Origin of the sequence: Bacillus suaedaesalsae (assembly GCF_016890225.1) — a bacterium.
Classification (GTDB): Bacteria; Bacillota; Bacilli; order Bacillales; family SA4; genus Bacillus_BS; species Bacillus_BS suaedaesalsae.
On sequence record NZ_JAFELM010000039.1, the window covers coordinates 18,798 to 45,423 of the forward strand.

General features: G+C 33.9%; 19 protein-coding genes and 1 pseudogene. 9 read left to right on the forward strand and 11 right to left on the reverse strand.

The genetic code is table 11. The features are described from left to right. The first annotated feature begins 102 nt into the window (after window positions 1-102). Window positions 103-735 carry a YigZ family protein gene (locus JR050_RS15450; RefSeq protein ID WP_204204422.1) on the forward strand — a complete coding sequence of 211 codons (633 nt, stop codon included), beginning with the start codon at window positions 103-105 and terminating at the stop codon, window positions 733-735. Between the two features lie 42 nt (window positions 736-777). After that, window positions 778-1,752: an LCP family protein gene (locus tag JR050_RS15455; protein WP_204204423.1), complete on the forward strand. Its 975-nt coding sequence runs from the start codon at window positions 778-780 to the stop codon at window positions 1,750-1,752. A gap of 68 nt (window positions 1,753-1,820) precedes the next feature. Here JR050_RS15455 and JR050_RS15460 read toward each other — a convergent pair whose 3' ends face one another. The 4 genes from JR050_RS15460 to JR050_RS15475 all read right to left on the reverse strand — a co-directional run bounded on the left by JR050_RS15460 (window position 1,821) and on the right by JR050_RS15475 (window position 8,833). Beyond that, window positions 1,821-3,740: an LTA synthase family protein gene (locus JR050_RS15460; protein WP_204204424.1), complete on the reverse strand. Its 1,920-nt coding sequence runs from the start codon at window positions 3,738-3,740 to the stop codon at window positions 1,821-1,823. A 14-nt stretch (window positions 3,741-3,754) separates the two neighbouring features. Further along, window positions 3,755-5,617, reverse strand: a complete 1,863-nt coding sequence (locus JR050_RS15465; RefSeq protein WP_204204425.1) for an FAD-dependent oxidoreductase — start codon at window positions 5,615-5,617, stop codon at window positions 3,755-3,757. A 175-nt stretch (window positions 5,618-5,792) separates the two neighbouring features. Next, the gene (locus JR050_RS15470) at window positions 5,793-6,848 is read right to left on the reverse strand and encodes a glycosyltransferase family 4 protein (protein ID WP_204204426.1); all 1,056 of its coding nucleotides are present in this window, start codon (window positions 6,846-6,848) and stop codon (window positions 5,793-5,795) included. A 197-nt stretch (window positions 6,849-7,045) separates the two neighbouring features. Continuing rightward, a complete protein-coding gene (locus JR050_RS15475) occupies window positions 7,046-8,833 on the reverse strand; it encodes a glycosyl hydrolase family 18 protein (RefSeq protein WP_204204427.1) in 1,788 nt (595 codons plus the stop codon). Window positions 8,834-9,051: 218 nt separating this feature from the next. On the opposite strand from JR050_RS15475, the gene JR050_RS15480 reads away from it, so the two are divergent. The 6 genes from JR050_RS15480 to csaB all read left to right on the forward strand — a co-directional run bounded on the left by JR050_RS15480 (window position 9,052) and on the right by csaB (window position 17,228). Then, window positions 9,052-10,686: a S8 family peptidase gene (locus tag JR050_RS15480; protein ID WP_239454441.1), complete on the forward strand. Its 1,635-nt coding sequence runs from the start codon at window positions 9,052-9,054 to the stop codon at window positions 10,684-10,686. 105 nt (window positions 10,687-10,791) lie between these two features. Next, window positions 10,792-11,532 carry a WecB/TagA/CpsF family glycosyltransferase gene (locus JR050_RS15485; protein ID WP_204204429.1) on the forward strand — a complete coding sequence of 247 codons (741 nt, stop codon included), beginning with the start codon at window positions 10,792-10,794 and terminating at the stop codon, window positions 11,530-11,532. Continuing rightward, entirely contained in the window at window positions 11,525-13,087 is a 1,563-nt protein-coding gene (locus JR050_RS15490; RefSeq protein ID WP_204204430.1) for a putative polysaccharide biosynthesis protein, read from the forward strand. Before JR050_RS15485 ends, JR050_RS15490 begins: the two co-directional genes overlap by 8 nt. Before the next feature lie 65 nt (window positions 13,088-13,152). Further along, entirely contained in the window at window positions 13,153-14,199 is a 1,047-nt protein-coding gene (locus tag JR050_RS15495) for a glycosyltransferase family 4 protein (RefSeq protein ID WP_204204431.1), read from the forward strand. A gap of 33 nt (window positions 14,200-14,232) precedes the next feature. After that, window positions 14,233-16,113, forward strand: a complete 1,881-nt coding sequence (locus JR050_RS15500) for a DUF5693 family protein (RefSeq protein WP_204204432.1) — start codon at window positions 14,233-14,235, stop codon at window positions 16,111-16,113. Continuing rightward, the gene (gene csaB, locus JR050_RS15505; protein ID WP_204204433.1) at window positions 16,110-17,228 is read left to right on the forward strand and encodes a polysaccharide pyruvyl transferase CsaB; all 1,119 of its coding nucleotides are present in this window, start codon (window positions 16,110-16,112) and stop codon (window positions 17,226-17,228) included. Before JR050_RS15500 ends, csaB begins: the two co-directional genes overlap by 4 nt. A 131-nt stretch (window positions 17,229-17,359) precedes the next feature. On the opposite strand, the gene JR050_RS15510 is transcribed toward csaB, so the two are convergent. From JR050_RS15510 to JR050_RS15520, 3 genes are all read right to left on the reverse strand, one after another. Then, window positions 17,360-17,941 carry a hypothetical protein gene (locus tag JR050_RS15510; protein ID WP_204204434.1) on the reverse strand — a complete coding sequence of 194 codons (582 nt, stop codon included), beginning with the start codon at window positions 17,939-17,941 and terminating at the stop codon, window positions 17,360-17,362. 41 nt (window positions 17,942-17,982) lie between these two features. Beyond that, complete coding sequence (gene wecB, locus JR050_RS15515; RefSeq protein ID WP_204204435.1) at window positions 17,983-19,128, reverse strand: non-hydrolyzing UDP-N-acetylglucosamine 2-epimerase; 1,146 nt, start codon at window positions 19,126-19,128, stop codon at window positions 17,983-17,985. A gap of 72 nt (window positions 19,129-19,200) precedes the next feature. Further along, window positions 19,201-20,802 carry an FAD-dependent oxidoreductase gene (locus JR050_RS15520; protein WP_204204436.1) on the reverse strand — a complete coding sequence of 534 codons (1,602 nt, stop codon included), beginning with the start codon at window positions 20,800-20,802 and terminating at the stop codon, window positions 19,201-19,203. Window positions 20,803-20,976: 174 nt separating this feature from the next. Between JR050_RS15520 and JR050_RS15525 the strand changes: the two genes are divergently transcribed. After that, window positions 20,977-23,097 carry a bifunctional glycosyltransferase/CDP-glycerol:glycerophosphate glycerophosphotransferase gene (locus JR050_RS15525; protein WP_239454432.1) on the forward strand — a complete coding sequence of 707 codons (2,121 nt, stop codon included), beginning with the start codon at window positions 20,977-20,979 and terminating at the stop codon, window positions 23,095-23,097. Between the two features lie 124 nt (window positions 23,098-23,221). On the opposite strand, the gene JR050_RS15530 is transcribed toward JR050_RS15525, so the two are convergent. The 4 genes and pseudogenes from JR050_RS15530 to JR050_RS15545 form a co-directional block, all read right to left on the reverse strand. Then, window positions 23,222-23,359 carry a hypothetical protein gene (locus JR050_RS15530; protein ID WP_204204438.1) on the reverse strand — a complete coding sequence of 46 codons (138 nt, stop codon included), beginning with the start codon at window positions 23,357-23,359 and terminating at the stop codon, window positions 23,222-23,224. Between the two features lie 221 nt (window positions 23,360-23,580). Next, window positions 23,581-24,381, reverse strand: coding sequence for a teichoic acids export ABC transporter ATP-binding subunit TagH (tagH, locus tag JR050_RS15535; protein ID WP_204204439.1), 801 nt, complete (start codon window positions 24,379-24,381; stop codon window positions 23,581-23,583). A gap of 15 nt (window positions 24,382-24,396) precedes the next feature. Continuing rightward, on the reverse strand, window positions 24,397-25,203 hold the full coding sequence (locus JR050_RS15540) for an ABC transporter permease (protein ID WP_204204440.1): 807 nt from the start codon (window positions 25,201-25,203) through the stop codon (window positions 24,397-24,399). Window positions 25,204-25,415: 212 nt separating this feature from the next. Further along, window positions 25,416-26,603 (reverse strand): annotated as a pseudogene (locus JR050_RS15545) (CDP-glycerol glycerophosphotransferase family protein); the annotation flags it as partial. Window positions 26,604-26,626 lie beyond the last annotated feature (23 nt).

Below are 26,626 nucleotides of genomic sequence, written 5' to 3' on the forward strand. Positions count from 1 at the left end.
TTAATTGAAGGTAGAACGATGTCGATTTATAATGTATACAGTATGTCCTTTTTCGACATAAAAAACAACCTGTCCACCCTCTAAATAGAAAGGGAGGAAAGCATGCTGCTAAGCTACAAAACAATAAAAGGCAATGGCGAGCACGAGATCATTATTGAGAAATCTCGTTTTATTTGTTATATAGACCGTGCAACAACAGAAGAGGAAGCACAAGCATTTATCTCTAGAATAAAAAAAGCAAACGCAAATGCGAACCATAATTGCTCAGCCTATCTAATAGGAGAGCACGACCAAATCCAAAAGGCAAATGATGACGGGGAGCCAAGTGGTACTGCAGGTGTGCCCATATTAGAAGTATTAAAGAAAAAAGGGCTAAAAGGCACAGTTGTTGTCATTTCAAGGTACTTTGGTGGCATAAAATTAGGTGCCGGGGGACTTATCCGCGCGTACGGAAAAGCTACATCAGAAGGAATAATTCACACTGGAATTGTTGAACGTAAGCTTATGAGGATTATGAGTGTAGTCGTGGATTACACATGGGTTGGTAAGATTGAAAATGAATTGCGGTCCTCTGAGTATCAAGTGAAGAGCGTGAATTATACTGAGAATGTGGAATTTGAGATATATGTGGAAGAAAACAGAACAGAGTCGTTTTGTGCGTGGATGATTGAGTTGACGAATGGGCAGGGTGAAATTATTCAAGGCACTTCAGAATATCTTGAGAAAGAAATATAAATTTGCTTTAATGACCTTTTACAAAGCAAAAAAGGAGAAACTATGGACAGAACTTCGTACAGAATACAAAAAAAACAAAATAAAAAGTCCCGTAAAAAATTAAAATTTATACTTATTCCTTTATTACTCATTGTACTCGTTGTAACTGGATATGGCTCATATCTAACATATAAGTTAGCAAACGCTACAGCTGATGCTCAAAAACCATTAGAACGTGGAGAGAAATCTGAAAAACGTGAAACGCCGATCGATCCGGCAAAGGATAACTTTTCAGTATTATTCATTGGGGTAGATGAACGTGAAGGCGAAACAAATAGCCGATCTGATGCTTTAATTTTAGCTACTTTCAACAAAACAGAGAAAACAGTTAAGATGGTAAGTATTCCAAGAGACTCAAGGGTAACCATTCCAGGTAAAGAAAGAAAAGATAAAATTACCCATGCTCATGCTATAGGTGGGGCTGATTTAACTATAGAGACAGTTGAGAATCTTTTTGATGTTCCTGTTGATTATTATGTTAAATTAAATTTCGATGCCTTTATTGAAATAATAGATGCACTAGGCGGGGTAACTGTAGAAGTACCAAAAACTTTCTCTGAACAGAATAGTAAGGATGAAAAAAATGCTATCACCTTATATGAAGGCGTACAAACTTTAAATGGTGAAGAAGCTTTGGCATTTGTTCGTATGAGGAAAAAAGATCCACTTGGTGATATTGGTAGAGGTGAAAGACAAAAACAGTTGATTACAGCAATCATTGAGAAAAGCGCCTCCATTTCATCAGTATCTAAATACGATAATGTTATCGATAGTATTGGGGATAATTTGAATACTAATTTTAGCTTTGGTAACTTAATTGCACTTCAAACGTATTCAAAAGCTCTTAACTCCATAGATTCATTAAAATTAGAGGGTTATGACAATAATATTAATAGAATCTATTACTATGAATTGAAAGATGAATCTGTTGAAGATATTTCCTCTCAATTCAAGCAGCACCTAAATATAAATTACTAATAAAATAACCATTCCTATTTTCATTAAGGAATGGTTATTTTTATATTTTTCTGTTAAGAAAGTGACCATTATTTTTTTATAAGGTTTCCAAAAATCACATTATCCGAGATTTCTAATTGTTGCATTGCTTGTTCATATTTTTTTTCACACTGTTTTACATCTATCTTATTATTGCGATTAACATCATAACAAACACCATTTTCAAAGATTCCATCTAGTGATGAATCATAATAGACTTCACCATCAGTAAAAGAGAGATCACGAAATACAGTAAGCCTATTTTTTTCATTGAGTAAGTTCTCCCCCATAAAATATTCCCCATTAACTTCTATTCCCAAGAAATGCATGAGCGTAGGGGTTAAATCTATTTGTCCACCTACTTGAGAATAAACACCTGCTCCTTGATTATCTGGAAGATGTATGAACAATGGTACCTCTCTTGTAATTTGTGCATAACTAAGTTCACCTTCATTAATTCCAAGCAGTTCAGTCATTCCTTCGGTACTCTTTAATGTCCCACTATCATGATCACCATAAATAACGAATACGGTCTCATTCCAGAGGCCTTCTTGTTTTAACTTTTTAATTGTTTGACCGATAGCATAATCAACATAGTGAAGTGACTGAAGATAGTTACCAAAGTCTGTCCCCTCATAAGAACCTAATTTTAATGTTTTATATTTTTCAGCAATCGTAAAGGGATGATGACTAGATAACCCAACCACAAAGGCATAAAAGTTACCATCTACTTTAACCAATTTATCAATAGCCTGTGATAACAGACCTTCATCTCCCAAGGTCCATCCTACTACTTCTCCGGGAGTAAAATCCTCTTTACTAACAAATTCATCTATCCCAATGTTTTTATACATTGCATAACGATTCCAAAAACTTGGCTCATATGAATGAAAAGCGATTGAAGTGTAATCATGATTTTTTAACACCATAGGTAAGGAATTGAATTCATTTCCAGCAAAACGGATATAAACTGACCCTGTCGAGACTGGATACAGTGATACATTCGATAAAAATTCCGCATCAGATGTCCTTCCCTGTGCTACTTGGTGATGGAAATTCTCAAAGTACATGCTTTCTTTCATTAAATCGTTAAGATTAGGTGTAATTTCCTGACCATTAACACTTTTACCGATTACAAAATTTTGAAATGCTTCTGCTTGAAAGATAAATACATTTTTATCCTTTGCTACTCCAAAATAGTCTGTTTTTTGTTTTTGTAGTTCTTGATGTTTTTGAAACCATTTTTCAACAAACTCTTCTTGGGCTGCCGTAATCACTTTCTTATTTAATACATTGTCTTGAAGATACTTATATGAGTCGTGAGCATGAAAGCCTAATAGTCCCACAACATTATATACAGATACATTTGACCAGTTATTAATAAATAAGTTTTTTCCATATTGAGTCACATAATGGTTAACAGGTGTAGTAAAGGCAATGTATCCTATTACGAAAGCTAAAGCTGATAATACCAGTCTTGGAGTGAACTTTGATCTTACCTTACTATTTCTTACTTTATATACGATGTAAATTCCGAGTGGGATTGTAATAAGCAAGTCCACAAAAATTAATAAGTCCCCTATTCTAAAGAGATTAAAAATGCTATCCCATAAATCTGATGCTTGACCAGCCTGAAATAATACTGGAACGGTAATTATGTCATAAAAATATCTAAAGTAAATAACATCAGAAATTACTACAATTGTAATAAATACATTTAATACCATAAGAAAAATCAGCTTGTATGTTCGAGGCAAGAGTAATATCCAAAAAGACAATAATAAAGCGCTTCCGATACTTACCATAATCATAGTTGGCTTTACAAAAACTAACCCGGTATACTTTGCAAATATATAAACTTTGACCATGAACAAAGCAATAAATATTCCGTAATCAAGATTTCTTAGAATAAAAAGGATAAAATCTCTTACAACTTTTTTAAATTTCCCCTCTGATATAGTAGAACCCATTTATTCTCCAACCTTTATTTATTATTTTTTTCCTCAATAATGGAGATTAGGTGAGAAACCATATAAAAACCTTCTGAACGAAGGATTTCCCTATCCGTGTCAATCCTACTAACAATCTCCTCATCCACTAATCCAATTTCCTTTGACTTTCTCCAAACATCCCCATCTGAAGAATGACCAAGTATCTCAAGAAAAAGGCCTAACACTTCATCTCTGCGCATTGTCGCCTTCGAAGAAAGCTCTTCACGTTTTGCATCCAAAATTGGTTGTATTTCTTCGTATCTGTCGTTACTAATCCTCTTAATTCCTCCTTGGACCATGTTAAATAAACTTTGTTTTTCAAATCTCTCGTTTTCCTTTAAATTGTTCTCATAGCCACCTACTAGTAGCCCGTAAGTTAATAATTTTGATAAAGCTGTATAATACCATTCACCTTTGTAGGGAAATTCCAATTCAAAGGGATAAAGTCTTGCCCCTTGATCTACTAGTTTAGCTTGTAACTCGCTTATTATATTTTTACTCTTCGACATTTCCCTAAAAGATAAATCACTTTTTACTGATAGAGCTGCTGCTGTTCCTGCGGCTTGTGCAGAAGTCATTCCAGTTGGAATAATTCGTGCACTACCTGCAGCCAAAGAAGAATAACCTGATGCTTTACTTGCAACTAAAATATTTTCAATTCCCAAAGGAATTAATGAGCGAAATGGAATCGAGTATTGTGTTGGCTTTGTGATCACATAGCCATAATCATTAACCGAAGTTGCCTGTACATCTACGGGATAAGACCCAAAACCGATACGGTCCCAATGATCTTTATTACCCCATACATCTGTTATGGGTAATTGATACTCGGATTTAACATGAATGGTTTCTCTCACATATAGCTCTTTTGGAAAACTTGAAATCTTTGCCTTTTCAAAACCTGGAAATTCTCTTCTTAAATAATCAACAATATTCTTAGTCTCTTTCTTCCCTATATCTATTGCATATTGTTTTGATTTTTCATCTAATCCATTAATACCAAATATCTGCAAGGCATTTATGTATATTGTTCCATCGTTTTGTTTTGCAATGTTCAATCCTCTTAGCCTTGTATTTGGGTTAGAAGGTTTATAAAAATGGTGAAGTGTACTGAATCCCCATGCTACGGAACTAGTAACTTCGGCTTCTCCAAATGTTTTCTTTTTTGCAGTTTCTTTAATTTGATCCCAATCTATATTCTTTAAATGGATCATGAGTGTTACAGCCATATTCTTTTCCTTTTCACCGATATCCTCCCCACCAACAAAGTAAGGAACACCCGCTTCCACAGCTAATTCTGCATCTTGTGTAGAATCTATAAATCTTTTAGCGTAATAAGTGTGGTGGCCATTTTCATCAACAACCTTGACACCTAATACTGATTTGCCATCATTATCTAAAATTACTCCATCTAATTCCGTTGTTAGGGATAATGAGATGTTTTTTTCTTTTTGAATGAGGTAAAGAAAAGCATCTTTTCCACTCTTTATATCAAATGATACCTCACCACCAACAAGCTTATGCCATTCTTCAAATATCCCAGCATTCGCAATTTCCCCGTTCATATCGAAGCTAAAATCAATAAAATTCAGCATTCCATACGTCATAACTCCGCCTAGGCCGTCTCTCTTTTCAATTAATAATGTCTTTGCACCATTTCTAGCAGATGCAACAGCTGCGGCGACGCCTTCAGGTTCTCCACCGACTACTATCACATCAAAATTCGTTTCTTTTATATCCTTCCTATATTCCTTTACAGGGATTGTCAATAGGTTTGTATGAGCTTCCCCAATAAATATACTTAATATTATGAGTGCGACCATTGTTAAGATTGATGGAAAATAATAACGTTTCATAAATATTTCTCCTGTTTTTCTTCTATTATTCCCTTATATCATCTAATCAATAACCTATATTCCTTAAAGGCTTGTTTTAATGTGTTTACTATATTAATCATTCATAATCTCCTAAAATTATCCTGATATAAAGCAAAAAAAGAGTTATTTCCAGTTGGAAATAACTCTTTTTTACCTATAATTTCATTGTCATATTTTGAATACCTTTAACAATTTTCATAATCGGCCGGTAGTCATTACCTATTAGTCCAATCTTTTCAACTGTGATTTCAATAGCTAGCATTAACACCAGGATAACTAGGAACGATTCCCACATAGTTGTTTTAGAGAGTAGAATAGCAACAATACCAAATAATGCACTGATTCCATAAATCACAAGAACCGTCTTTCTATGACTATATCCCACTTTTAGTAAGCAATGGTGTAAGTGTGATTTATCGGGGGCAGATATTGGCTGCTTATTGACGAAACGTCTAATAATAGCAAAAAACGTATCAGAAATAGGAACCCCCAATATAATAATTGGTACTATTAGGGAAATAAATGTTACATTTTTAAAACCTAATAAAGATAGGACTGATATCATATATCCAAGAAATAATGCACCGGTATCACCCATAAAGATTTTAGCTGGGTGAAAGTTATAATACAAGAATCCCAATGTGCTAAATAAAAGAATAAAACCTAAGCTGGCAACAAATAAATTACCCATAATGATTGCCATGATAGAAACGGAGATAAGTGCGATAGACGAGACCCCAGCAGCAAGACCATCTAATCCATCAATTAAGTTGATTGCATTAGTTACACCTACAATCCAAATGATTGTCAAAGGGATACTGAAAATACCAAACTCAAGTCTCCCATCAAATGGTAGGTTAATATATTCAACTTGAATCCCTCCCGTAACAACAATAATTGCCGCAATTACCTGGCCAATTAACTTAACCTTCGCTGGTAGGTCCTTTATGTCGTCTAGAATACCTGTAATCACCATAACCAAACTTCCTAATAGGATAGGAAGCAAAAGTGAACCTTCTGGACGTAATATTAAGATCCCTACTATAAAGCTTATATAAATAGCTAAACCACCAAGTCGTGGCATAATCTTTTGATGTACTTTTCGATTATTGGGTTGGTCTGTAGCTCCAATTTTAAAGGCTAATTTTTTTATAAAAGGCGTTATGATAAATGAAATGATAAGACAGATAATACAGGTCAAGTAAATCATATAGACCCTCCTATTAAGATACAATTGGACAATCATTATTATCCATTAGTATGAAAGCTTACCAAAGGATTATAACACAATATGATAACATGAAGCACAGTAATTTTTCCAGAGAATTATATTCCATAATTTGACGAATTAGATGATTAAAAAGTTATATTATTATGAATAATTATATTCTTCGTTATTAATTAAAATTATTGGGAAGGCAAGTAACCAGTTATTCTATTTAAAAGTGCAGCCATCTGAGCTCTTGTAATGCCTTCAATGGGACGAAATGTTCCATCATTAAAGCCTGAAAAGATTCCATTTTTGTTCATTGTCGCGATATCATTGTATGACCACCTTGTATTAACTATGTCTTTAAATGGAGAAATTGCTACCTTTTCCTCATTTAAATTAAGAGCTCTTCTCAATACAACAGCCATCTGTTCCCTTGTTAACTCCTCTCCCGGTTTAAACTTTCCAAGTTCTTCTCCTACAAATAATCCATGTTGACTAGCAATTTCAATCTCCTTTTTTGCCCAATAAGTGGTTGATACATCACTAAAAGAATTTCCTATTGTAGATTTTGGTTCTAAACTTAATGCACGTACTAAAATGACTGCTGCCTCTGCTCTAGTTAGAGGGTCATCTGGAAAAAAACCAGTAAGGGTTTTCCCTTTCATCCACCCTTTTTCATAAATAACTTTGATATCCTCTTCTGCCCAATGTCCAACTATATCATTCGGTCCTTGCATCTCTCCATAATGTCCTGATAACCATATTCCATATTCATTCCAAACCGCTGTATCTTCCTGTCCTAAGCTCCAACTGCCCGTTCCTTTTAGGTTATATTTGTGTATAAGATCAACCTTAGCCTGAATAGAATCATTATTCTCATACCAAACATGATACGTACCCGGACCCAATGTTCTACCTCCTACTACCATAGTCGAGTCAGTACTATCAATAGTTATTGTTGCTTTAGGAGATTTATACTTCTCGTCAAAAATTACTTTTCCGCCATATGTATCCAACATTTTTTTTACCTGTACTTGCGAGATACCATAACCACCATATGATTTCCCTTCAATCCAGTATCTACCAAAAAAGGGTATGCCCAAAACAATTTTATTATCTGGTACCCCTTGATTAAGTGCATATTGGACTGATTTTTCTACCCAAGGCAAGCTGGCAACAGGACCTTCTGGGCCACCTGAATAACTTTCATCATATGCCATAATTACCAAATAATCAGAATAATTAGCAAGCATCTTATAATCATAGGAACCGTGCCATCCTTTCGTCCAACCATTCGGATTTGCTGAAACCGCTACCGATATTGTTCTATCTTTTGGGATTTTCGAGCGTAATAATCGGACGAAATCTGTGTATTGCTGCCGATCAACATCTGTTACATTTTCTATGTCAACATTCACACCATCTAGGTTGTGGATGATAATTGCATCTGCAATTTGCTGCGCTAACTGTTCTCTATTATTTAATGCAGTCCTCCCCAACTCACGATCCCAGTGGTTACTTATAAAGGGTACAACCTTTATCCCTTTTGCATGCATATCATTAATGAATTTAGAATCCACTTGATAGGTTAATTGCAGGGAACCATTTGAATTTAAATCAAAATAACTTGGTGAAACCGTGTTAAGATTCCCTTTCGCTTTTTCAACATTACTTATAAAGGTGTTAGTACTTCCATAATATAAATATGTCATATTGAAATCGACTTCATGGGCCTTTGCTTTATGATAGGGTAAGGAAGCAAAAAGAAGAGACCCTAACATGATATTTACTCCAATAATCTTCTTATTTGGAAGGTGTTTGTAAATATAGTCACTAACATACTCTCTTAAATTTTCAATTCCTTCTTTCGTTTTTAAACCAAATTCCGTTGAAACCTCAGTGGAGTTATTATTTATATAAACTACAAGTATATGCCCATTATCTTTCCTAATTAATCTATGCGTTAAGAAAATCTCTTCCATACTCTCATTCCTTATAATTATTTGTATCCTTTATAGTTTCAGTATGAGGTTTTTTTTATTCAAAATAAGAATATTCATAGCTGTATAAGAGTTAAAAAGATATGCAAACATTGCCATACACTAGCTAAGAATGATTTGATATACTCCACTATACAGAGCTTTTACTTGCAACCATCACCTCTGAGCTCATTAATTAGGGAGTGATTCATTTGAAAAAAATGATAATATGCATGTTTCATCTACTAATAGTTATAAATCCACTAGCAATTCATGCAGCTGAGCCAAATCATTCCTTCCCAGCTATTATCACATTCACAGATGAAATTGAACCTCAAATTATTCAGGATGTAGGCGGAACAATAATAGATACTTTTAATAGTATTAATGCTATATCAGCAGATGTACCTTCTTCATCAATTGAAGTTCTTAATAGCCATCCATTAGTCGAGAAGGTTGAACAAGACCTTTCGATTACTCTTGATTCACAAGTAACCGATTGGGGAATGGACAAGATTAAGCCTGAAAACTATAAAGCCACAAATTTAACTGGAAAAGGCGTTAAAATAGCTGTTTTAGATACAGGTATAGATACAGAACACAAAGACCTAAAGATTCAAAATGGCATTTCATTTATCTCAACTGAACCAAGTTATGATGATTTGAATGGACATGGAACACATGTAGCAGGAATTATTGCCGCATTAGATAATAATTACGGGACGAATGGAGTTGCTCCTGGCGCAGAAATCTTTGCCGTTAAAGTATTAGATAAGAATGGCGAAGGTAGTCATTCTAGCATCATTGCCGGAATTGAATGGGCAATCAACAATAATATTGACATTATTAATATGAGCTTGGGGAGCCCTAATGGCTCTTCTGCGTTGAAATCGATTTTAGACAAAGCATATAGTAAAGGGATTTTAATCGTTGGAGCATCCGGAAATACAGATTCTCCCCAATTACCTGAAAAAGACAATGTTCAATACCCTGCAAGATATAGTTCTGTCATAGCAGTGGGAGCTACCGACATTCATAATAAACTAACAAGCTTCACGATGTATGGAGTCTCCTTAGAATTTGTTGCTCCAGGTGATCAAATTTATAGTCCCTACTTAGATAACAAATATATATATAGTAGTGGTACTTCAATGGCTAGTCCTTATGTTGCAGGGGTTCTTGCATTATACAAAGAAGCTTATCCGTCTAAAACAAATGTAGATATTAGAGGTATGCTTAGAGAAAGTGCAAAGGATTTAGGTCAGACTGGAAAAGATATATATTACGGCTACGGTTTGGTTCAAATGCCAATAGTATCAGAACCTACTAGCAGTAATACTTTTAAGGATGTAAAGGCAACAGATTGGTTCGCTAATGATGTTAAATCTTTGAGAGAAAAACATATCGTAAACGGTTATCCTGATGGAACATTTCGCCCAAATGAATATATAACTAGAGCGGAAGCATTATCTATGATCGGGAATGCCATTGGCCTTACAGGGGGAACTCGTGAAACTAGTTTCATTGATGTATCTCCAAGTTCTTTTGCATCAGGATATATTCAATCTGCATTTGAACAAAAAATTGCTTCAGGTTTTCCAAATGGCTATTTTTACCCGAATGCTCCAATTACTCGTGGCGATGCTGCACAGTTTTTCGTCCGTGGTTTCCAATTTCCACCAACAGATGAACCTTCGTTTAGAGATGTTAAACCAGAATACTATGGATTTAGTGGTGTAAATAGTCTAAAAAAGGCAGGAGTTACAGGTGGTTATCCAGATGGAACCTACAAGCCAAATAATAAGATTACACGTGCCGAGTTAGCAGCTTTTTTAGTTAGGGCATTAAATATATAAACATAAGTCAAATATAATGGGGAAAGCACTTACTTTTTAACGTGCTTTCCCCTGTGTTATATTAATAGGGGAATTTTAACATTTTTCTAATGAGGAGTTTATACAATGGACTTAAAAAAAGTTATGATATTCGGAGTTCCATTTTTACATATTACAATGGACCAATTTGTGGAAACAATTAATGAACACGTAGAGAAAAACGAAAAAATACAAATTATTACAGCTAATCCTGAAATAGTAATGAAGGCAAAAGAGGATTCCTATTATAAAGATCTTCTAATAAAGGCTACTTATGTAACCCCTGATGGAATCGGAATTGTTAAAGCCTCTGAAATTTTGGGCGACCCGCTTCCTGAAAGAGTGGCCGGATATGATACGATGATTCGTTTTCTAGAATTGGCCAATAAACATAACTATAGTATTTACTTGCTTGGTGCCATGGAGGAAATTCTGAAAGGCGCCATACATACAATAGAAACACAATACCCTAACGTTAAAATTGTTGGATCACACAATGGTTATTTTGACTGGAACGATCCATCCATTCCTAACGAAATTATAAAGCGACAACCGGATTTTATTTTTGTTGCACTCGGAATGCCTAGACAAGAAAAATGGATTTCTTATCATTTTCATAAATTTGATAAGGGCATATTTATGGGGGTTGGTGGAAGCTTTGATGTTCTTTCTGGAACGATAAAAAGAGCTCCTTTAGTATGGCAAAAGTTAAATCTTGAATGGTTATATCGATTAATGAAGCAACCATCTCGCGCAAAAAGAATGGTAGCTTTACCTAAATTTGCATATGAAGTAATTCGAGAAAAGGTAACAAGAAAAAATGAGTAAACGATTATTAAAAGGTACTTTAATATTAACTGTTGCCACACTCATTTCTAAAATAGTTGGAAGTGCATTCCGAATCCCCCTCCAAAACCTTGCCGGGGATGAGGTATTAGGAATCTTTACGTTGGTTTATCCACTTTACATGGTAGCTCTCATATTATCAGTTGCCGGTATACCAATAGCTATATCCAAATTAATATCAGATGCACTTGCAAAAAATGAAAATCAAAAAGTACATGATATTTTCAAATCAGCTAGCATCCTATCAGTTTTGTTCGGTGTAACTAGTTTTCTTTTTATACTATTATTTTCAAACATACTCGCTGAAGTTCTAGGTGGACAAAACACAAGACTATCTATCATTATAGTATCCATAACTCTCTTAATAGCCCCATACATGGCTGTTTACAGAGGTTACTTTCAAGGATATGGAGACATGCAGCCGACAGCAATCTCTCAAGTACTTGAACAGTTAACTCGTGTATTTCTTATTCTCATAATAGCTTATTTCACAGTACGACAAGGCTTTGCTGCAGAACATGTTTCCGGTGGTATCATGATTGGTTCCTCAATTGGTGCAATGATATCGTTATTCTATTTAAGACATCTATTTACAAAAAGAACATCAATTCCAAAAGTATCACATTATGAAAAAAGAACATTCCTCCAAACAAGCAAACAAATCTTAATAATTTCAGTACCTATTGCCATTGGTTCTATTTCAATGGCACTTCTTAATCTTGCAGATTCGATTTCAGTTCCTTTAGCTTTGAAAAGTTGGAATATCCATCAAGGTCAAGTAACTCATTTATTCGGAATATATGGAAGAGGTCTATCTCTTGTTCAAATTGCTACAGTATTCTCAAGCTCAATCATCATACCTCTCATCCCTCTAATTGGGATGAGTATAGCGAGTAATGACTTACAAAGCTCCAAAAATGCAATTGAACGTTCTTATACCTTAACACATCTTATTTCTTGGCCTATCGCTTTCGGTTTATTGTCACTCTCGGTTCCAATAAATCTAGCCCTTTTCCTTGACCTTCAAGGAAGTGATGTCTTGGCTGTTGTATGTTTTAGTTCCGTATTTACTTCTTTAGCCGTTTTAAGTACTGGGGTACTTCAAGGACTTGGGAAAGCCAAGCATGCAGCATATATTATTCTCATTGCATTTGTATGCAAAATCATTCTTAACATTTTTCTAGTCAATTACATAGGTATTATGGGTGCAGCACTTTCTACCTTATTTGTTTACATTCTTATTACATTTGTTAATTCCTACTTCATTAAGAAAGAAATAAATTTACAACTTTACCATAAGAGAATTTACATTTTCATCGTATCATCTATACTAACAGGACTTTTAATCGGGGTCCCTACATCATTTATTGATTTTAAAGATTGGAGTAGGTTTTTATCACTGTCATATATTACGATTTCGAGCATAGCTGGACTAATTGTTTATGTTGGACTCTTACTCTTACTTAAAGGGATAAACGGGAATGAATTAAAGGAAGCAATTGGAAGAAAATCTTTATTTAGGAAACGAGGTTTTTAAAGAGTGAAATAAGCCTATACTGTTAAAAATAGCAGTATAAATCTGCGATTTTAGGGGTGTACTTTATGTTATTTTTGACAATGGCTTTCTGCTTTCTCTCCTCCTTGCTCTTAACTCCTTTGATACGGAAGCTTGCTATAAAAATTGGAGCCACTGATCAGCCTAACTCTAGAAAGGTTCACACTAAGGTGATGCCTCGATTAGGTGGACTTTCAATTTTCCTTAGTACACTATTTGGCGTTTTATTACTCCAACCGGATAATCGGGATATCGTACCTATTCTTTTAGGTAGTTCAGTTATTGTTATAACTGGTATCCTAGATGATTTATACGAATTGTCTGCAAAAATTAAGCTTTTAGGTCAATTAATTGCAGCCGGTATTGTAATATCAGGGGGGATATACGTTAAATTAATCAACCTACCCTTTGATATCGTATGGCATCTTGGTATCCTAAGTATTCCAGTTACAATTGTTTGGATTATTCTAGTTACTAACTCCATTAATCTTATTGATGGACTGGATGGATTGGCCGCCGGTGTCTCAAGCATTGTACTTTTAACAATTGCTGTCATGGCTTATCTTAATCTCAATAATCTGGTGTTTATCATAAGTTTAATTGTATTGGCAAGTACTCTCGGGTTTTTACCGTATAACTTTCATCCTGCCAAAATTTTTATGGGTGATACTGGTGCCTTATATTTAGGCTTTATTATTTCAGTTATTTCATTACTTGGCTTTAAGAACATAACTACTGTTTCATTAATCATACCAATCATTATACTAGGTGTTCCTTTATCAGACACCTTCTTTGCGGTTGTTCGTAGAATCGTAAATAAGAAACCATTATCAACTCCTGACAAATCCCACATCCATCACTGCTTTATTGAATTAGGTTTTTCGCATAAAAAAACCGTTTTATTAATATATTTACTAAGTGGAATTTTCGGTGTGGCGGCTATTATTTTTGAACGGACAACCCTTTGGGGATCCTTCTTGGTTATTGGCATATTATTGGTATTTATCGAGCTGATTGTCGAGTTTGTTGGCCTAGTCGATAAAAACTACCGACCAATTATCAACTTAATTCAAAGGGTTTTAAATACAAGATAATATTTATTAAAGGAAGCATTGGGAGAGGAATTTATGAAAAAATGGCTTTGGATTATATTGGGTTTTTCTTTAGTAATAACCCTACCGTCTATCTATGAAAGGCATAGCGAAGAGAAAAGCAATAATCTATACGAGACAATTCTTCCCTATCATGAAATTGCTGAATTAATTGATGGTGGATTGAATAAAAGAACTGTCTTCGAAGAATTAAAAAATTCTGGTCTTACTTCAATCAGCTTAGAAGCAGAAACATTGAAATTGTTAGAGCAATTTGGCAAGGTATCATTACTAAACCGAGAACAATTTCTAGAGCTAGTAATTGCTAGTAACTCCAAAATCGACTTACCAAAAGAACGTGGTACCTATGTTTTTATCAATGAAGAAGAATATTTTGATGTTGAACCATCCATTACTAGAATATTTCCTGACATCCAACTTATCGAACATAATAATCATAATTATTATTTCATACCTGGCAATCCTGAATACATAGAAGAGTTACCACTTGGATACTCAAGTGAGGCAATAACAGAAATAACTCGAGCAAACTTCAACTTGATACCTCGTTTTCCCGAAAATATGTATATTACTAATTCTAACGAATTCATCTTTAAACAACTTGTGGAAATAAAAGGGCCATTAGTCACAAAACTTCTACCGTCCGGAAAAGAAATAGTTGGATATCCGGATAATATGTCTAAATGGGCAAATGAGTTTCGGAAGATTGGTTATACTATTCTTTCAACTGAATTTAATGAGCAAAAGGGGTTTACAACCTATGCCTATATGATGGATCTAAACGTAGTTAGGTTACATAGTTTAGAAATGGAGGAACGCACAGAATCGCAAATCATTGATACTGCTATTCGTGCTGTTAAAGAACGAAATATACGAGCTTTATTCTTACATTTGTATGCAGATGATTCTAACGAAAATAATTTTAAAGATAGTACACTCTTGCTTTCGAAAATAACAAAATCTATGCCTACACAATTCAACTTAGGTAATGCTTCTACTTTCCAATTAGATAATCAATCTATTTGGGAGAAAACTTTTGTTATATTCGGGATTGTAGTTTTTATCATTCTCTTTGCTAAATCTATATTGGATAGAAGGTTAGGAATCTTAAGTGTAGGAATTACAATTTTCCTTTCAATTTTCTATTTAGTTTCAGGCATAAGCATCTTAGCTAAAATTCTTGCTCTTTTAGTTGCTATCGTAACAGCAATTTATGCATCAATACCACAAGTAGATGCTCGAAATATGATACTAAATTACGTGAGATCTATTCTTCTATCCATAATAGGTATTTGGTTACTTGTAACATTACTATATGGAAATGAATATTTATCACATGTCGGCAGTGGGTTTAGAGGGGTAAAGCTGCTCTACACGTTACCTATCTTATTTGTCATATTCTATGTACTTACGATATATGCAAAGCAAGACCGATATAAATTGAGTAAGTTCATCCTATGGCTTAAAGCACCCGTGAAATATTGGCACTTAATACTATTGGGTATATTAGCTATTACTGGCCTGTACTATATAAGTAGAACCGGGAACGCTGCATCCGTTAGTAGCTACGAACTTTTCTTTAGACAAAAATTAGAAGAACTTCTATATGTTCGACCTAGAACTAAGGAATTTCTTATTGGGTTTCCATTATTTTTAGTAGGTATATATCTTATTCAACATGGTAAGAAACTAGGATATATCTTACTAATTCCAGGTTCAATTGGATGGTTATCTTTCGTTAATACTTTCACCCATTTACATATTCCTTTACACATTTCTTTATTACGAAGCCTATACAGTCTTGCGTTAGGTCTTGTAGTTGGTGGGGTATATATCTTACTATATCGAACTGGAATTTATTATTATTCTAAAGTGAAGAGGAAGGTGGAACGATGAAGATTCTTCTCTCAGGCTATTATGGTTTTAATAATATAGGTGACGAAGCCATTCTGTATTCTATCATTCAAGCATTAAGATATTATGACCCTACTATTGAGATAACCGTTTTATCAAATAATACTGTTTCAACGAGTAAAGAGTATGATGTAAAGGCAGTAAATAGGTGGAGTGTAAAGGAGATTTTCCTTGCCCTTCTCGAGAGTGATGGCCTAATTAGTGGAGGGGGGAGTCTTCTTCAAGATCAGACAGGCTGGAAAAGTGTTCCCTATTATACAAGTGTAATGTATTTAGCGAACCTTTTAAGAAAACCCGTCTTTGTATATGCACAAGGGATGGGACCAATAAACAAATCAGTTAATAAGTGGGTTGTTCAAAAGGTATTAAAACGAGTTAATCGGATAACGGTTCGAGACCAACGTTCAAAGGATTTGTTAGTAAACCTAAAGGTAAGAAAAGAAATAGACCTTGTACCAGATCCGGTCCTCGGACTTTCACCAAGCGAACAGGAAACAGACACTTGGTTGAATCAACAAGAAATATCTAATAAGATCATAACGGTGTCTGTTAGGAACTGGACGAGTGATTACAACTATTTAAAAAAGATCGCATTGGCTTTAGACCAATGTATTCAACAAGGGTATGAAATCATTTTCATCCCCATGCATGGTAAGCATGATGATATCACTTCAAAAAAAGTAGCGAATATGATGCATTCCACATCCCTCATTGCACCATTTGATGCATCAATACATGAAAAAATAGAAATGATTGGACGCTCAAAATTATTAGTTGGAATGCGATTACATGCATTAATTTTTGCTTCCATTACAAACACACCTTTTATTTCACTATCCTATGACCCTAAAATTGATTCTTTTACCGAACAAGCGAATCAAAAACTAGCTGGCCATGTTAGAGAGAATAATTGGAATGAACATACACTATACCAACAGATTATTGAGTTACTGAATCAAGAGTCAGAATATAAACAAAAGCTCCACTCAGCTGTGACTCCATTAAAAAATAATGCCCGTTACACAGCTAAAGAAGCAATCAACCTATTTAGTCCATCAGTAAGAGTTCCATATAAGATAAAAAAGAGTGAAAACTAAAGAAGTCGTTCTCTTTAAATGACTGTTTCGAACTATTATTAATACAAAAAAAAAGCAGTGGATTTCACCCCCGAAATCACACTGCTTTTTTTGAGTAAATATAGGGTGTTTACCACAAATGAGCAGTAAGTTTAATCTTTTCCCCCATAAATCATTTGACCCTCGGCACCATAAACCGTTACCTCAACGGGTAATTTTACTTTATCCTTCTGGAAAGTAACATACCAAACCCACAAATTTTCCCGAACGAAAAACTTATTGGGTTGAATATTGCCTTCACTATTAATGACAATGGTTTTTGCTTCATCTTCTGCAAACCCATATATTACTGAAAAATCCTTTTGAACATTATTTTTAGCTCGCCAATCTATCGGTACTCTGTCGCCTTTCTCCTCTTTAAACTCTTGGAAATCCAACGTTGAATTAATAATCTTTTTAAATTCAGTAAAATCTTCATTGGTAAGCACAGGAATGATTCCCGAACTACTCTCGGCAAAAACTAACTTTGAATTAGCATCAAACAAATGGATTTTTTTGCAATCACCAAATTTCACTGAAACTTCTTCACAGACTCTTTCTTCCAAGGATAAAGCGGGTATGCTAGAACTAGCAGGAATTGTAGGTTTAACAGGACTGATAGGACGTGATGCAAATAAATAAAAGACAATCAGTAAGCATATAGATAATGCTGCTAATATTATTTTTTTACTCATCTCTGCTCTCCCCTATTAGTTTTTGGGGGATACCTTTAACCTTAAACACGAAATGGATCCAAAGGAGTATCAGTTCTCTTAAAGTAATGTAAAATGGATTGAACAATCCGACTTGATGCCTTCCCGTCTCCATAAGGATTAGATGCTTTCGCCATTTTGTTATATTCATCCTTATCAATTAATAAAGTACTTGCCATATCATAGATCACATTCTCATCAGTACCTGCTAATTTCAGGGTGCCGGCTTCTATCCCTTCTGGTCTTTCCGTTGTATCTCTTAAAACTAGTACTGGAACACCTAGGGATGGTGCTTCCTCCTGTACCCCACCCGAGTCAGTCAAAATTAAATAAGCTCTTGAGGCAAAGTTGTGAAAGTCTAGTACATCCAGAGGTTCGATTAGATGGATTCTTTCGTCATCCCCTAGTATCTCCTCTGCAACTTCTCTAACTGCTGGATTTAAATGAACAGGGTAGACAACTTGAATGTCATGATACTCTTGGACAAGTCGTTTAATAGCCCTAAACATATTGCGCATAGGTTCACCCAAATTTTCACGTCGATGAGCCGTTAAAAGTATCATTCTATCACTTTCGAGCTTAGTAAGCACTTCGTGATGATAAGTGTCTGATACGGTTGTCTTTAATGCATCAATTGCAGTATTACCTGTTATATAAATAGAACCTTCAGATTTATTTTCAGCAACTAAATTTTGAGCCGCCTTCTCAGTAGGAGCAAAATGTAAATCAGCTATTATTCCGGTTAATTGACGATTCATCTCTTCAGGGAAAGGTGAATATTTATTCCACGTACGTAAACCCGCTTCCACATGACCAACCGCGATTTGATTATAGTAGGCAGCTAAGCTTGCAACAAATGTAGTAGTCGTATCACCGTGAACCAGTACGAGATCTGGTTTAACTTCTTTCATGATTTTATCAAGGCCTTCTAAAGCTCTTACCGTTATATCAGTTAACGTCTGTCTATTCTGCATAATATTTAAATCAAAATCAGGTTCCACATTAAAAATTTCTAAGACTTGGTCTAGCATTTCCCTATGTTGCGCTGTAACAGTTACGAATGACTCAATATCTTTTGTATGTTTTTTTAATTCAAGTACTAATGGCGCCATTTTAACCGCTTCCGGTCTAGTACCGAAAATGGTCATCACTTTAATTTTATTAGTCATTCTTCCACCTCTTAAAATTGGAATCTTATGTAAACATAATTATGTTATCATATTAGCAGCACTAGTTTCTATTTATTTATCCAAAATAACGTTTCTCTTACTTAATTCAGTTTGTAACAGTTGCATTTGTTCTTTTGTTGGATGTTTTAAGTTAAACTCCCCTAATAAAGAAAGCCCCATTGCTACACCTGCAGCATCACCAAGGACAACTAAATTAGGATACACTCTCATTGCTCTAAACGTGTAGGAATCCATATTTGCTGCATACCCTGGTATAAGAAGATTACTAACATTAGGACTTAACAAGACATCATATGGTACATACCACGGTTCCTTAGGTCTTCCTTCTGATAGACTCTCTCCTTTTTCATAAGAATTTGAATCAAAATTATAGTAACCCAAGCCAACCCGACGATCATAATACCTTCTATCATTACCTGTTTTACTAACAGCCTCTTTGTTCAAAGCAAAAGACCCGTCAGGATTAGTAGAGTGGATACTTTCTCTAATGTATAGAATGTCCCCGACAACGGGCTCATGATCCTCATAGACTAGAGTAACGTTTGATAACCCAGGCAACCTTCTTAACAACTGAATAAATCCTTCACTGCTTATTTCCTTGATTGCCATCTCTCGTGCAATCTCTGGATCTAACAAGTGATTTTCTGGATAGTTCCCATTGTTATAAACCTTATCTCGCCATGATTTCCTTGCATCTACGTCATATATTAATAACATGTTCATCCACATTTCAGTTTCTTCAGATTGTTTCCACTTACCTGTGTAACCATCCTCCCCTCCATTATAGGGCTTTATTCTAAAATACTGATTTTGGTCACTATATTTTTTAAATTCGTTATCTTCATTAATTTCATATCCACCCAGAATCCCAAGACTGTTTTTGTGACTATAATAAATCAAAAATGGAGCCATTTCTTTTTTCTTCTTTTGAACAGCCTCCATATTAATATTTTTGACCTTTATCATAAGTCCTGCTGCCATTTGTTTCTCATCTTTATCGATATCGCCTCTTCCCACAACACCATTGAACAAACCCGATAAGGATATGAATCTTCCTGTTTCCGATGCATCAACAAAGTGCTCAGAGTGTACTACTATTGGTCTTTCTTCATCAAAAATATATCTGCTATGCTGATCTTTTATAAGTGGAAACACTTTAATAGAACTAATTTTATCTTTGCTACTATTTGTTTGAACTTCGGCAATATCATATTCAAACAAAATATCGATATTAGGGTGTAATTTAGTTAATTCTAATAAATAACTAGCCATATACGTTGGTGAAAACACAATGGAAGGCTCTTTCATAAACGTGTACATATTCCCACCTTGTGGATATGGATAATAGCTTGGAAGCCCTTTTGGGAGTTTGGATACTTTGTACTCTCTCACATCAAAGAGATTTTGGCCTCCTGCAGTTAATATACTCCCTAAATACCTTTCAGGAACCACGATTAATATTGAGCTATTCCTCTTTGTCACATCCGAGGCATTTAATGCAGTTGCTACTGCTTGAAGTCCTCCTCCATATATCACTAAATCATAATGTTCCCCATTAGTCTTACTCATTTTATGTATACAAAAATAAATGATCATAATCGATAGTAGAATAATCGAACATACTAAAATTAGATATTTTCTTCCTTTCAACATATAACCACCTTTAAGTTATTCTGTTTTATAACTAATCTTACCATTTTATAGGGTTTAATATCTATTTACCTTGAGGGTTGAGCTTGTCCCTAAATGAATTGATGAATTGAATATATAAGAGTATATTAGATGTTGGGTATCTTCATTCGAAGTTATTTTGACAGGAGGGGAATTATGGATAAGAAGATTAGTGTAATCATACCTATATTTAATACTGAAGAATTTCTTCATGAAAGTATTGGTTCGGTTATCAACCAAACATATAAAAATATAGAAATTGTGATAATAGATGACGCATCAACTCAATCATGCAAACAAGTAATTACTGAGATGACTAATAATGATAATAGAATCATTACATATGAGCTATCTGATAGACGAGGTGTCGGGGCAGCACGAAATCTTGGAATCAATAAAGCAACTGGTGATTACATCTACTTTTTGGATAGTGATGACTATATACCAGAGACTACGCTTGAACTATTAATATCTAACATAAAGGAATCCTCTATCATTACTGGATTAACAAAAAGTATAAATAAAATGACAGCAGATGATTTGAACCTAAATGAGAAAGAAACAGTTATTGAAGAAAATTGTTTTGACCTATTCAAGAAAATGTCAGCATTACACCTTTTAATCAAAAGGGATTTTATTAAGGAAAACAATATACTCTTTTCCGAAGAGGTACAGTTTTTTTCAGATTTAGGATTTATTCTGCCTATATTGGCAGAAAAGAAGAGCATACCATATGTACCTGATAGCATCTATTATAAGCGTACAAGAAATGATCCAATAACAAACCCTTCATTAATGCAATTAGATAACGAAAAACAAATGGTCGACTTTTTAAATATTTACACCCATTTAAAAAACACCTATAAAGAAAAATCTTATGCAGACAGATTTTTAGATCATTTGTTTTTAAATTATTATCGTCGTTCAATCATTGTGATCATGAATAGCCAAGAGAAAATTGAGCGATATTTTAACCAGCTTTTTATCTCAACTAAAAAGCTCGACTTTAAAAATATTCCTAAACAGAATCCAATTATTAATAAGGAACTAAAGGCTATTAAAAAGAATAATAAGGGCAGATTTTCATTTTTATTGAAATCACATAATTGGCTAAGCAGCCTTAAAACTGCATTATCAGGTAGAACAAAGTTACTAATTTATGTATACCAAAACTTTTTAATTAAGTTACCATTAAAAGAAAAAACCATTGTGTTTGAAAGTTTCCTTGGCAAGAATTATTCGGATAGTCCGAAAAATATTTATGAATATATGTATAAACAGAACACGGATTATAAGTATATTTGGATCTTTAATGAAAAACGTAATATACCTGGTCCTGCAAAACAGATTAAACGTTTTAGTTTTTCATATTATTATTATTTGGCAACGGCTAAGTATTGGGTAAGTAATTCCAGACTGCCCCTTCACTTAACGAAACGTGAAGGCAATGTTTATCTCCAAACTTGGCACGGCACTCCTTTAAAAAAGTTAGTATTTGATATGAATGATATTCACTCAGCAAACCCTAACTATAAATTACACTTTTATAAGCAATCACGTAGATGGGATTACCTGATCTCAGCCAACCAATATTCTTCTGACATTTTTAGAAGTGCATTTAAGTTTGAAAAGGAAATGTTAGAATATGGATATCCAAGGAACGATGCCCTTCATTCAAAAAATAAGGATGAGATTTCAAAAGAGATTAAACAAAACCTCGGTATTCCACTTACTAAAAAAGTAGTTCTATATGCTCCAACTTGGAGAGACGATGAGTTTTACAGTGCGGGAAAGTATAAGTTTAAGTTACGATTAAACCTTAAAAAGATGAAGGAAGAGCTAGGAGATGAATATATCATCTTATTAAGGATGCACTACTTCATTGCTAATAATATTGAAACTGATGGTGTTGAGGATTTTGCTTATAATTTATCTAAATATAATGATATAGCTGACCTATATTTGATTTCAGATATTTTGATAACAGATTACTCCTCAGTTTTCTTTGATTACGCTAACTTAAAAAGACCTATTCTTTTCTATACGTACGATTTAGAAAAGTACAGAGATACTCTAAGAGGCTTCTATATTAATATGGAAAATGAAGTACCCGGCCCGTTATTAATGACTTCAGATGAGGTGATTGATTCCATCAAAAATATTAATGAAGTCACAGAAAAGTATAAATACACATATGATCAGTTCTATGAAAAGATTTGCGGATGGGAAAAAGGAAATGCAACTGAACAAGTAGTAAAACGAGTCTTTAATGTTTAATTTTACTTTATAAATAAGCTCAATCTCTATTAAAATATAGAGTTTGAGCTCTTTTTATTATTCACATGGCGAAACAACACCATCTGATATTTTTCTCTCAATTAAAGGTATAAAAAAGATACAGCTACAAAAGCTGTACCAACTTCTTACCATGGTAGTTTGATTTGTATAGGTATTTCTCACCGTCAAGCCTACTAACTAAAAGAAAGTTGTACGTTAGGTACCAGAACTTATGCCATTCTCTTCTTACTGTTAGTAACATAGAAAACCCTCCCAAAGGTTTTTGCGATACTATACCTTATTACAATTTTCACATTTTTATATTTAATAAATATTAATGCTTGGTAAATTATTTATTAATATTTTGATTAGGCATAATGAAGGACATAGATTGCTATAGATATCCTTTTTATGAAACTTTCAGTTATAGGAAACAAGCAAAAACCACACTCAAAAAGTGTGGTTTTTTTAGGTAGCATTTTATTAATTCGCAGCTACACCTTGTCTTCTTCTTTTTAGAACTTCTTCGCGGTATTGCTTTTTCTTTTCTGGAGACATGGCTTTGAAATCCTTAAGAAATGCTGAATATTTCGGTAACACTTCATTAATAGCTCCGAAGTCTTTTACTTCACCGTATTCAATCCACAATACCTTATCACAAAATTCTTGTACTTGTTTAATGGAGTGGCTGATGAAGAAAATGGTCTTTCCTCTTCTCTTAAAATCATTCATTTTATCTAGACATTTATCTGCAAAGGTTTGGTCTCCAACAGATAGCGCTTCATCAATCACAAGTATATCAGGATCAATATTGACTGCAATTGCAAAGCCTAATCTTGATTTCATACCACTAGAGTACTTCTTAACTGGTTGATCAATAAAGTGTCCAATCTCAGAGAACTCGATAATCTCGTCTTCAAGTTCATTTATCTGTTTCTTAGTAAACCCAAGCATTAGTAGCTTTAATTCTATATTATCTCTACCCGAAAGCTGATTATTAAGTCCTGAGGATATAGCAATTAAGGACGCTTCCCCTTTCATCTCAATGTTGCCAGATGTAGGAGGTATAACCCCAGAAATGAGGTTTGATATTGTGGATTTACCTGATCCATTGACTCCTACGATTCCGATAACATCCCCCTGTTGGGCAGTAAAGCTTATATTTTGCACTGCATAAAAATTTTCGCCGTAACTTTTAGGCAGGAAAATATCTAATAACTTTTCAGATGCCTTTTTATATAATTTGTATTTCTTTGATACATTCTGAAAAACTACAGATTCCATACAATCACTTCCATATTATAGATAATCAACAAATTGATCTCTAAATTTATATAGCAAATAAGATCCGAATAAAAATAATATCAGTACTATTCCCCAAAAATATAAGGTATATTGAATATTTTCAATAAAATACCAAGATGTTCCTAATAAAGACGCCCTGTATCCTTCTACAATATAATAGAATGGGTTAATTTTCATAATTGTTTGTACCCATTCTGGCAAGCGATCTGGAGTCCAAAGAATTGGTGATAAATAAAGCAAGACACGCATAATTGCTTGTACCACCATCTGAACATCTCTTACAATCGTAGAAAGTGTTGAAGTAATAAGTGACAAGGAAATAAGTAAAGCGATAACAGCAAACATAAAATAAAATAATTGTACTAAATAGATACTTATTGTAAAATCATAAAACTGTAATATTACCAGGATAATACCAACCAATACCACATGATGATAAAACTTAGATATGATTACAAATGTAGGAATTGCACTGATAGGAAAGTTCATTTTGGCAATTAATTTAATCCGTGTATAGATGGACTTTGAACCTTGTATAACTGCTGGACTTATAAAAAACCATACCGCTATACCCGAGAGCATCCATTGCAAGTAAGGAATTCCATTTACGTCTTTCCCCTCAGTTATTCCATAACCGAATACAAACCAGTAAATACTGATTTGAATCATTGGGTTTATAATTTCCCATAAAAGACCTAAATAATTATTACTGTTTGTGCTTTTTAATTCGTAGATAGATAAACGAATAATTAAGTATATATTAGAAATTTGTTCCTTTAACGTTGAAAGTGCAAAACTCATAATAAAGTCCTTCCTAGGTTGCATTCTATAATTACGACAATTAAATACTTGGAACCTACACATATTATAATAAATTGCAGAAAATGATACAACATTCTGCATGGTAGTAACTATAATACACTATTACCCCTATAAAAGTTTTATTAAACTATTTCTAATGAAAAAGGAACCCTAAAGACTACCTTTCTGGTTCCTTTTGTTGTGAAGATATTTTATTTATTTGCAAATACTCTATTCACTACTCTCATTGTTGAAATGCCGGATTCTAAATAGGTAAACTCCTGATAAAATTCATCTAAGTTTGAATGGTCTAAGCTTCCATTTTGAATATTATCAATTACTCTAATGACTTCTTCAGTAGTTCGAACGATGGGTCCAGGTGCCTTTTGTTCAAAGTCAAAATAAAAGCCCCGTAACTGATCACGATAATCTTCTATATCGTAAGCATAAAATATCATTGGTCGTTTTAAATTCGCATAATCGAAAAATACAGATGAATAATCGGTAATTAATATATCAGCCATCAGATATAATTCACGGATATCTTCATGATTCGAAAAATCTAAAACAAACCCTTCGTATGTGCTTATATCCATATTATTTGCAACAAGATAGTGCATTCTTAAGATAACAATATAATCATTTTGAAGATTTTCTTTCATTTGATTGAGCTCTAATTTAATATCAAGCTTATACTTACCTTCTTGATCATATTGATTATCTCTCCAGGTTGGAGCATACAATATTACCTTTTTATTTAAAGGAATGTTAAATTTCTGCTTTAATTCCTTTATAGAAATTTCATTATTATGGACATATAGGTAATCATTCCTTGGATAACCTGACTCAATCACCTCTTTATCAAACTGAAAAGCCCTTTTAAAGATAGTGGTTGAATAAGAGTTAGGAGATACTAGATAATCCCAATTTGCTGCCTCTTTCGTAAACTCTCTTTTATACTGTTCTGTAGTTGTTCCATGCATATGGACTTCTTCAATATCCATTCCCAATTTCTTTAATGGAGTGCCATGCCAAGTTTGTAAATAAACCGTATGCTTTGGTTTTGGAATCCAAATGGGCATACGGCTATTTGTAACCCAGTATCGAGCATTTGCCAAAATAAATAACCATTTAACGGAGAATCGATTAACAGTAAGGATATCTTTATCGGTAAAATTAAGCATGTATCTAGGATCTATACTCCAATACATAATGTAATTAGGATAATTCTCTTTTAAATATTCATATATTGCACGTGGATTATCACTATACTGCTTACCAAGAAAACTTTCAAATACCACTAATTTTTTATTTGCAGGCAAAAAACCAACAAAAATGAATAGCAATTTATATAACAATAATATGATTTTACTTTTCTTAACTTGTTGGAGAATCTTTTTCATCGAAATTCCTAATTGAACGG

Coding starts and splice junctions, on each gene's coding strand:
- JR050_RS15455 (WP_204204423.1), top strand. CDS start 778: ATGGACAGAACTTCGTACAGAATACAAAAAAAACAAAATAAAAAGTCC.
- JR050_RS15450 (WP_204204422.1), top strand. CDS start 103: ATGCTGCTAAGCTACAAAACAATAAAAGGCAATGGCGAGCACGAGATC.
- JR050_RS15520 (WP_204204436.1), bottom strand. CDS start 20,802: ATGTTGAAAGGAAGAAAATATCTAATTTTAGTATGTTCGATTATTCTA.
- JR050_RS15530 (WP_204204438.1), bottom strand. CDS start 23,359: ATGTTACTAACAGTAAGAAGAGAATGGCATAAGTTCTGGTACCTAACG.
- JR050_RS15490 (WP_204204430.1), top strand. CDS start 11,525: ATGAGTAAACGATTATTAAAAGGTACTTTAATATTAACTGTTGCCACA.
- JR050_RS15540 (WP_204204440.1), bottom strand. CDS start 25,203: ATGAGTTTTGCACTTTCAACGTTAAAGGAACAAATTTCTAATATATAC.
- JR050_RS15465 (WP_204204425.1), bottom strand. CDS start 5,617: ATGAAACGTTATTATTTTCCATCAATCTTAACAATGGTCGCACTCATA.
- JR050_RS15480 (WP_239454441.1), top strand. CDS start 9,052: ATGATAATATGCATGTTTCATCTACTAATAGTTATAAATCCACTAGCA.
- JR050_RS15495 (WP_204204431.1), top strand. CDS start 13,153: ATGTTATTTTTGACAATGGCTTTCTGCTTTCTCTCCTCCTTGCTCTTA.
- JR050_RS15525 (WP_239454432.1), top strand. CDS start 20,977: ATGGATAAGAAGATTAGTGTAATCATACCTATATTTAATACTGAAGAA.
- JR050_RS15485 (WP_204204429.1), top strand. CDS start 10,792: ATGGACTTAAAAAAAGTTATGATATTCGGAGTTCCATTTTTACATATT.
- JR050_RS15510 (WP_204204434.1), bottom strand. CDS start 17,941: ATGAGTAAAAAAATAATATTAGCAGCATTATCTATATGCTTACTGATT.
- tagH (WP_204204439.1), bottom strand. CDS start 24,381: ATGGAATCTGTAGTTTTTCAGAATGTATCAAAGAAATACAAATTATAT.
- JR050_RS15500 (WP_204204432.1), top strand. CDS start 14,233: ATGAAAAAATGGCTTTGGATTATATTGGGTTTTTCTTTAGTAATAACC.
- JR050_RS15475 (WP_204204427.1), bottom strand. CDS start 8,833: ATGGAAGAGATTTTCTTAACGCATAGATTAATTAGGAAAGATAATGGG.
- wecB (WP_204204435.1), bottom strand. CDS start 19,128: ATGACTAATAAAATTAAAGTGATGACCATTTTCGGTACTAGACCGGAA.
- JR050_RS15470 (WP_204204426.1), bottom strand. CDS start 6,848: ATGATTTACTTGACCTGTATTATCTGTCTTATCATTTCATTTATCATA.
- JR050_RS15460 (WP_204204424.1), bottom strand. CDS start 3,740: ATGGGTTCTACTATATCAGAGGGGAAATTTAAAAAAGTTGTAAGAGAT.
- csaB (WP_204204433.1), top strand. CDS start 16,110: ATGAAGATTCTTCTCTCAGGCTATTATGGTTTTAATAATATAGGTGAC.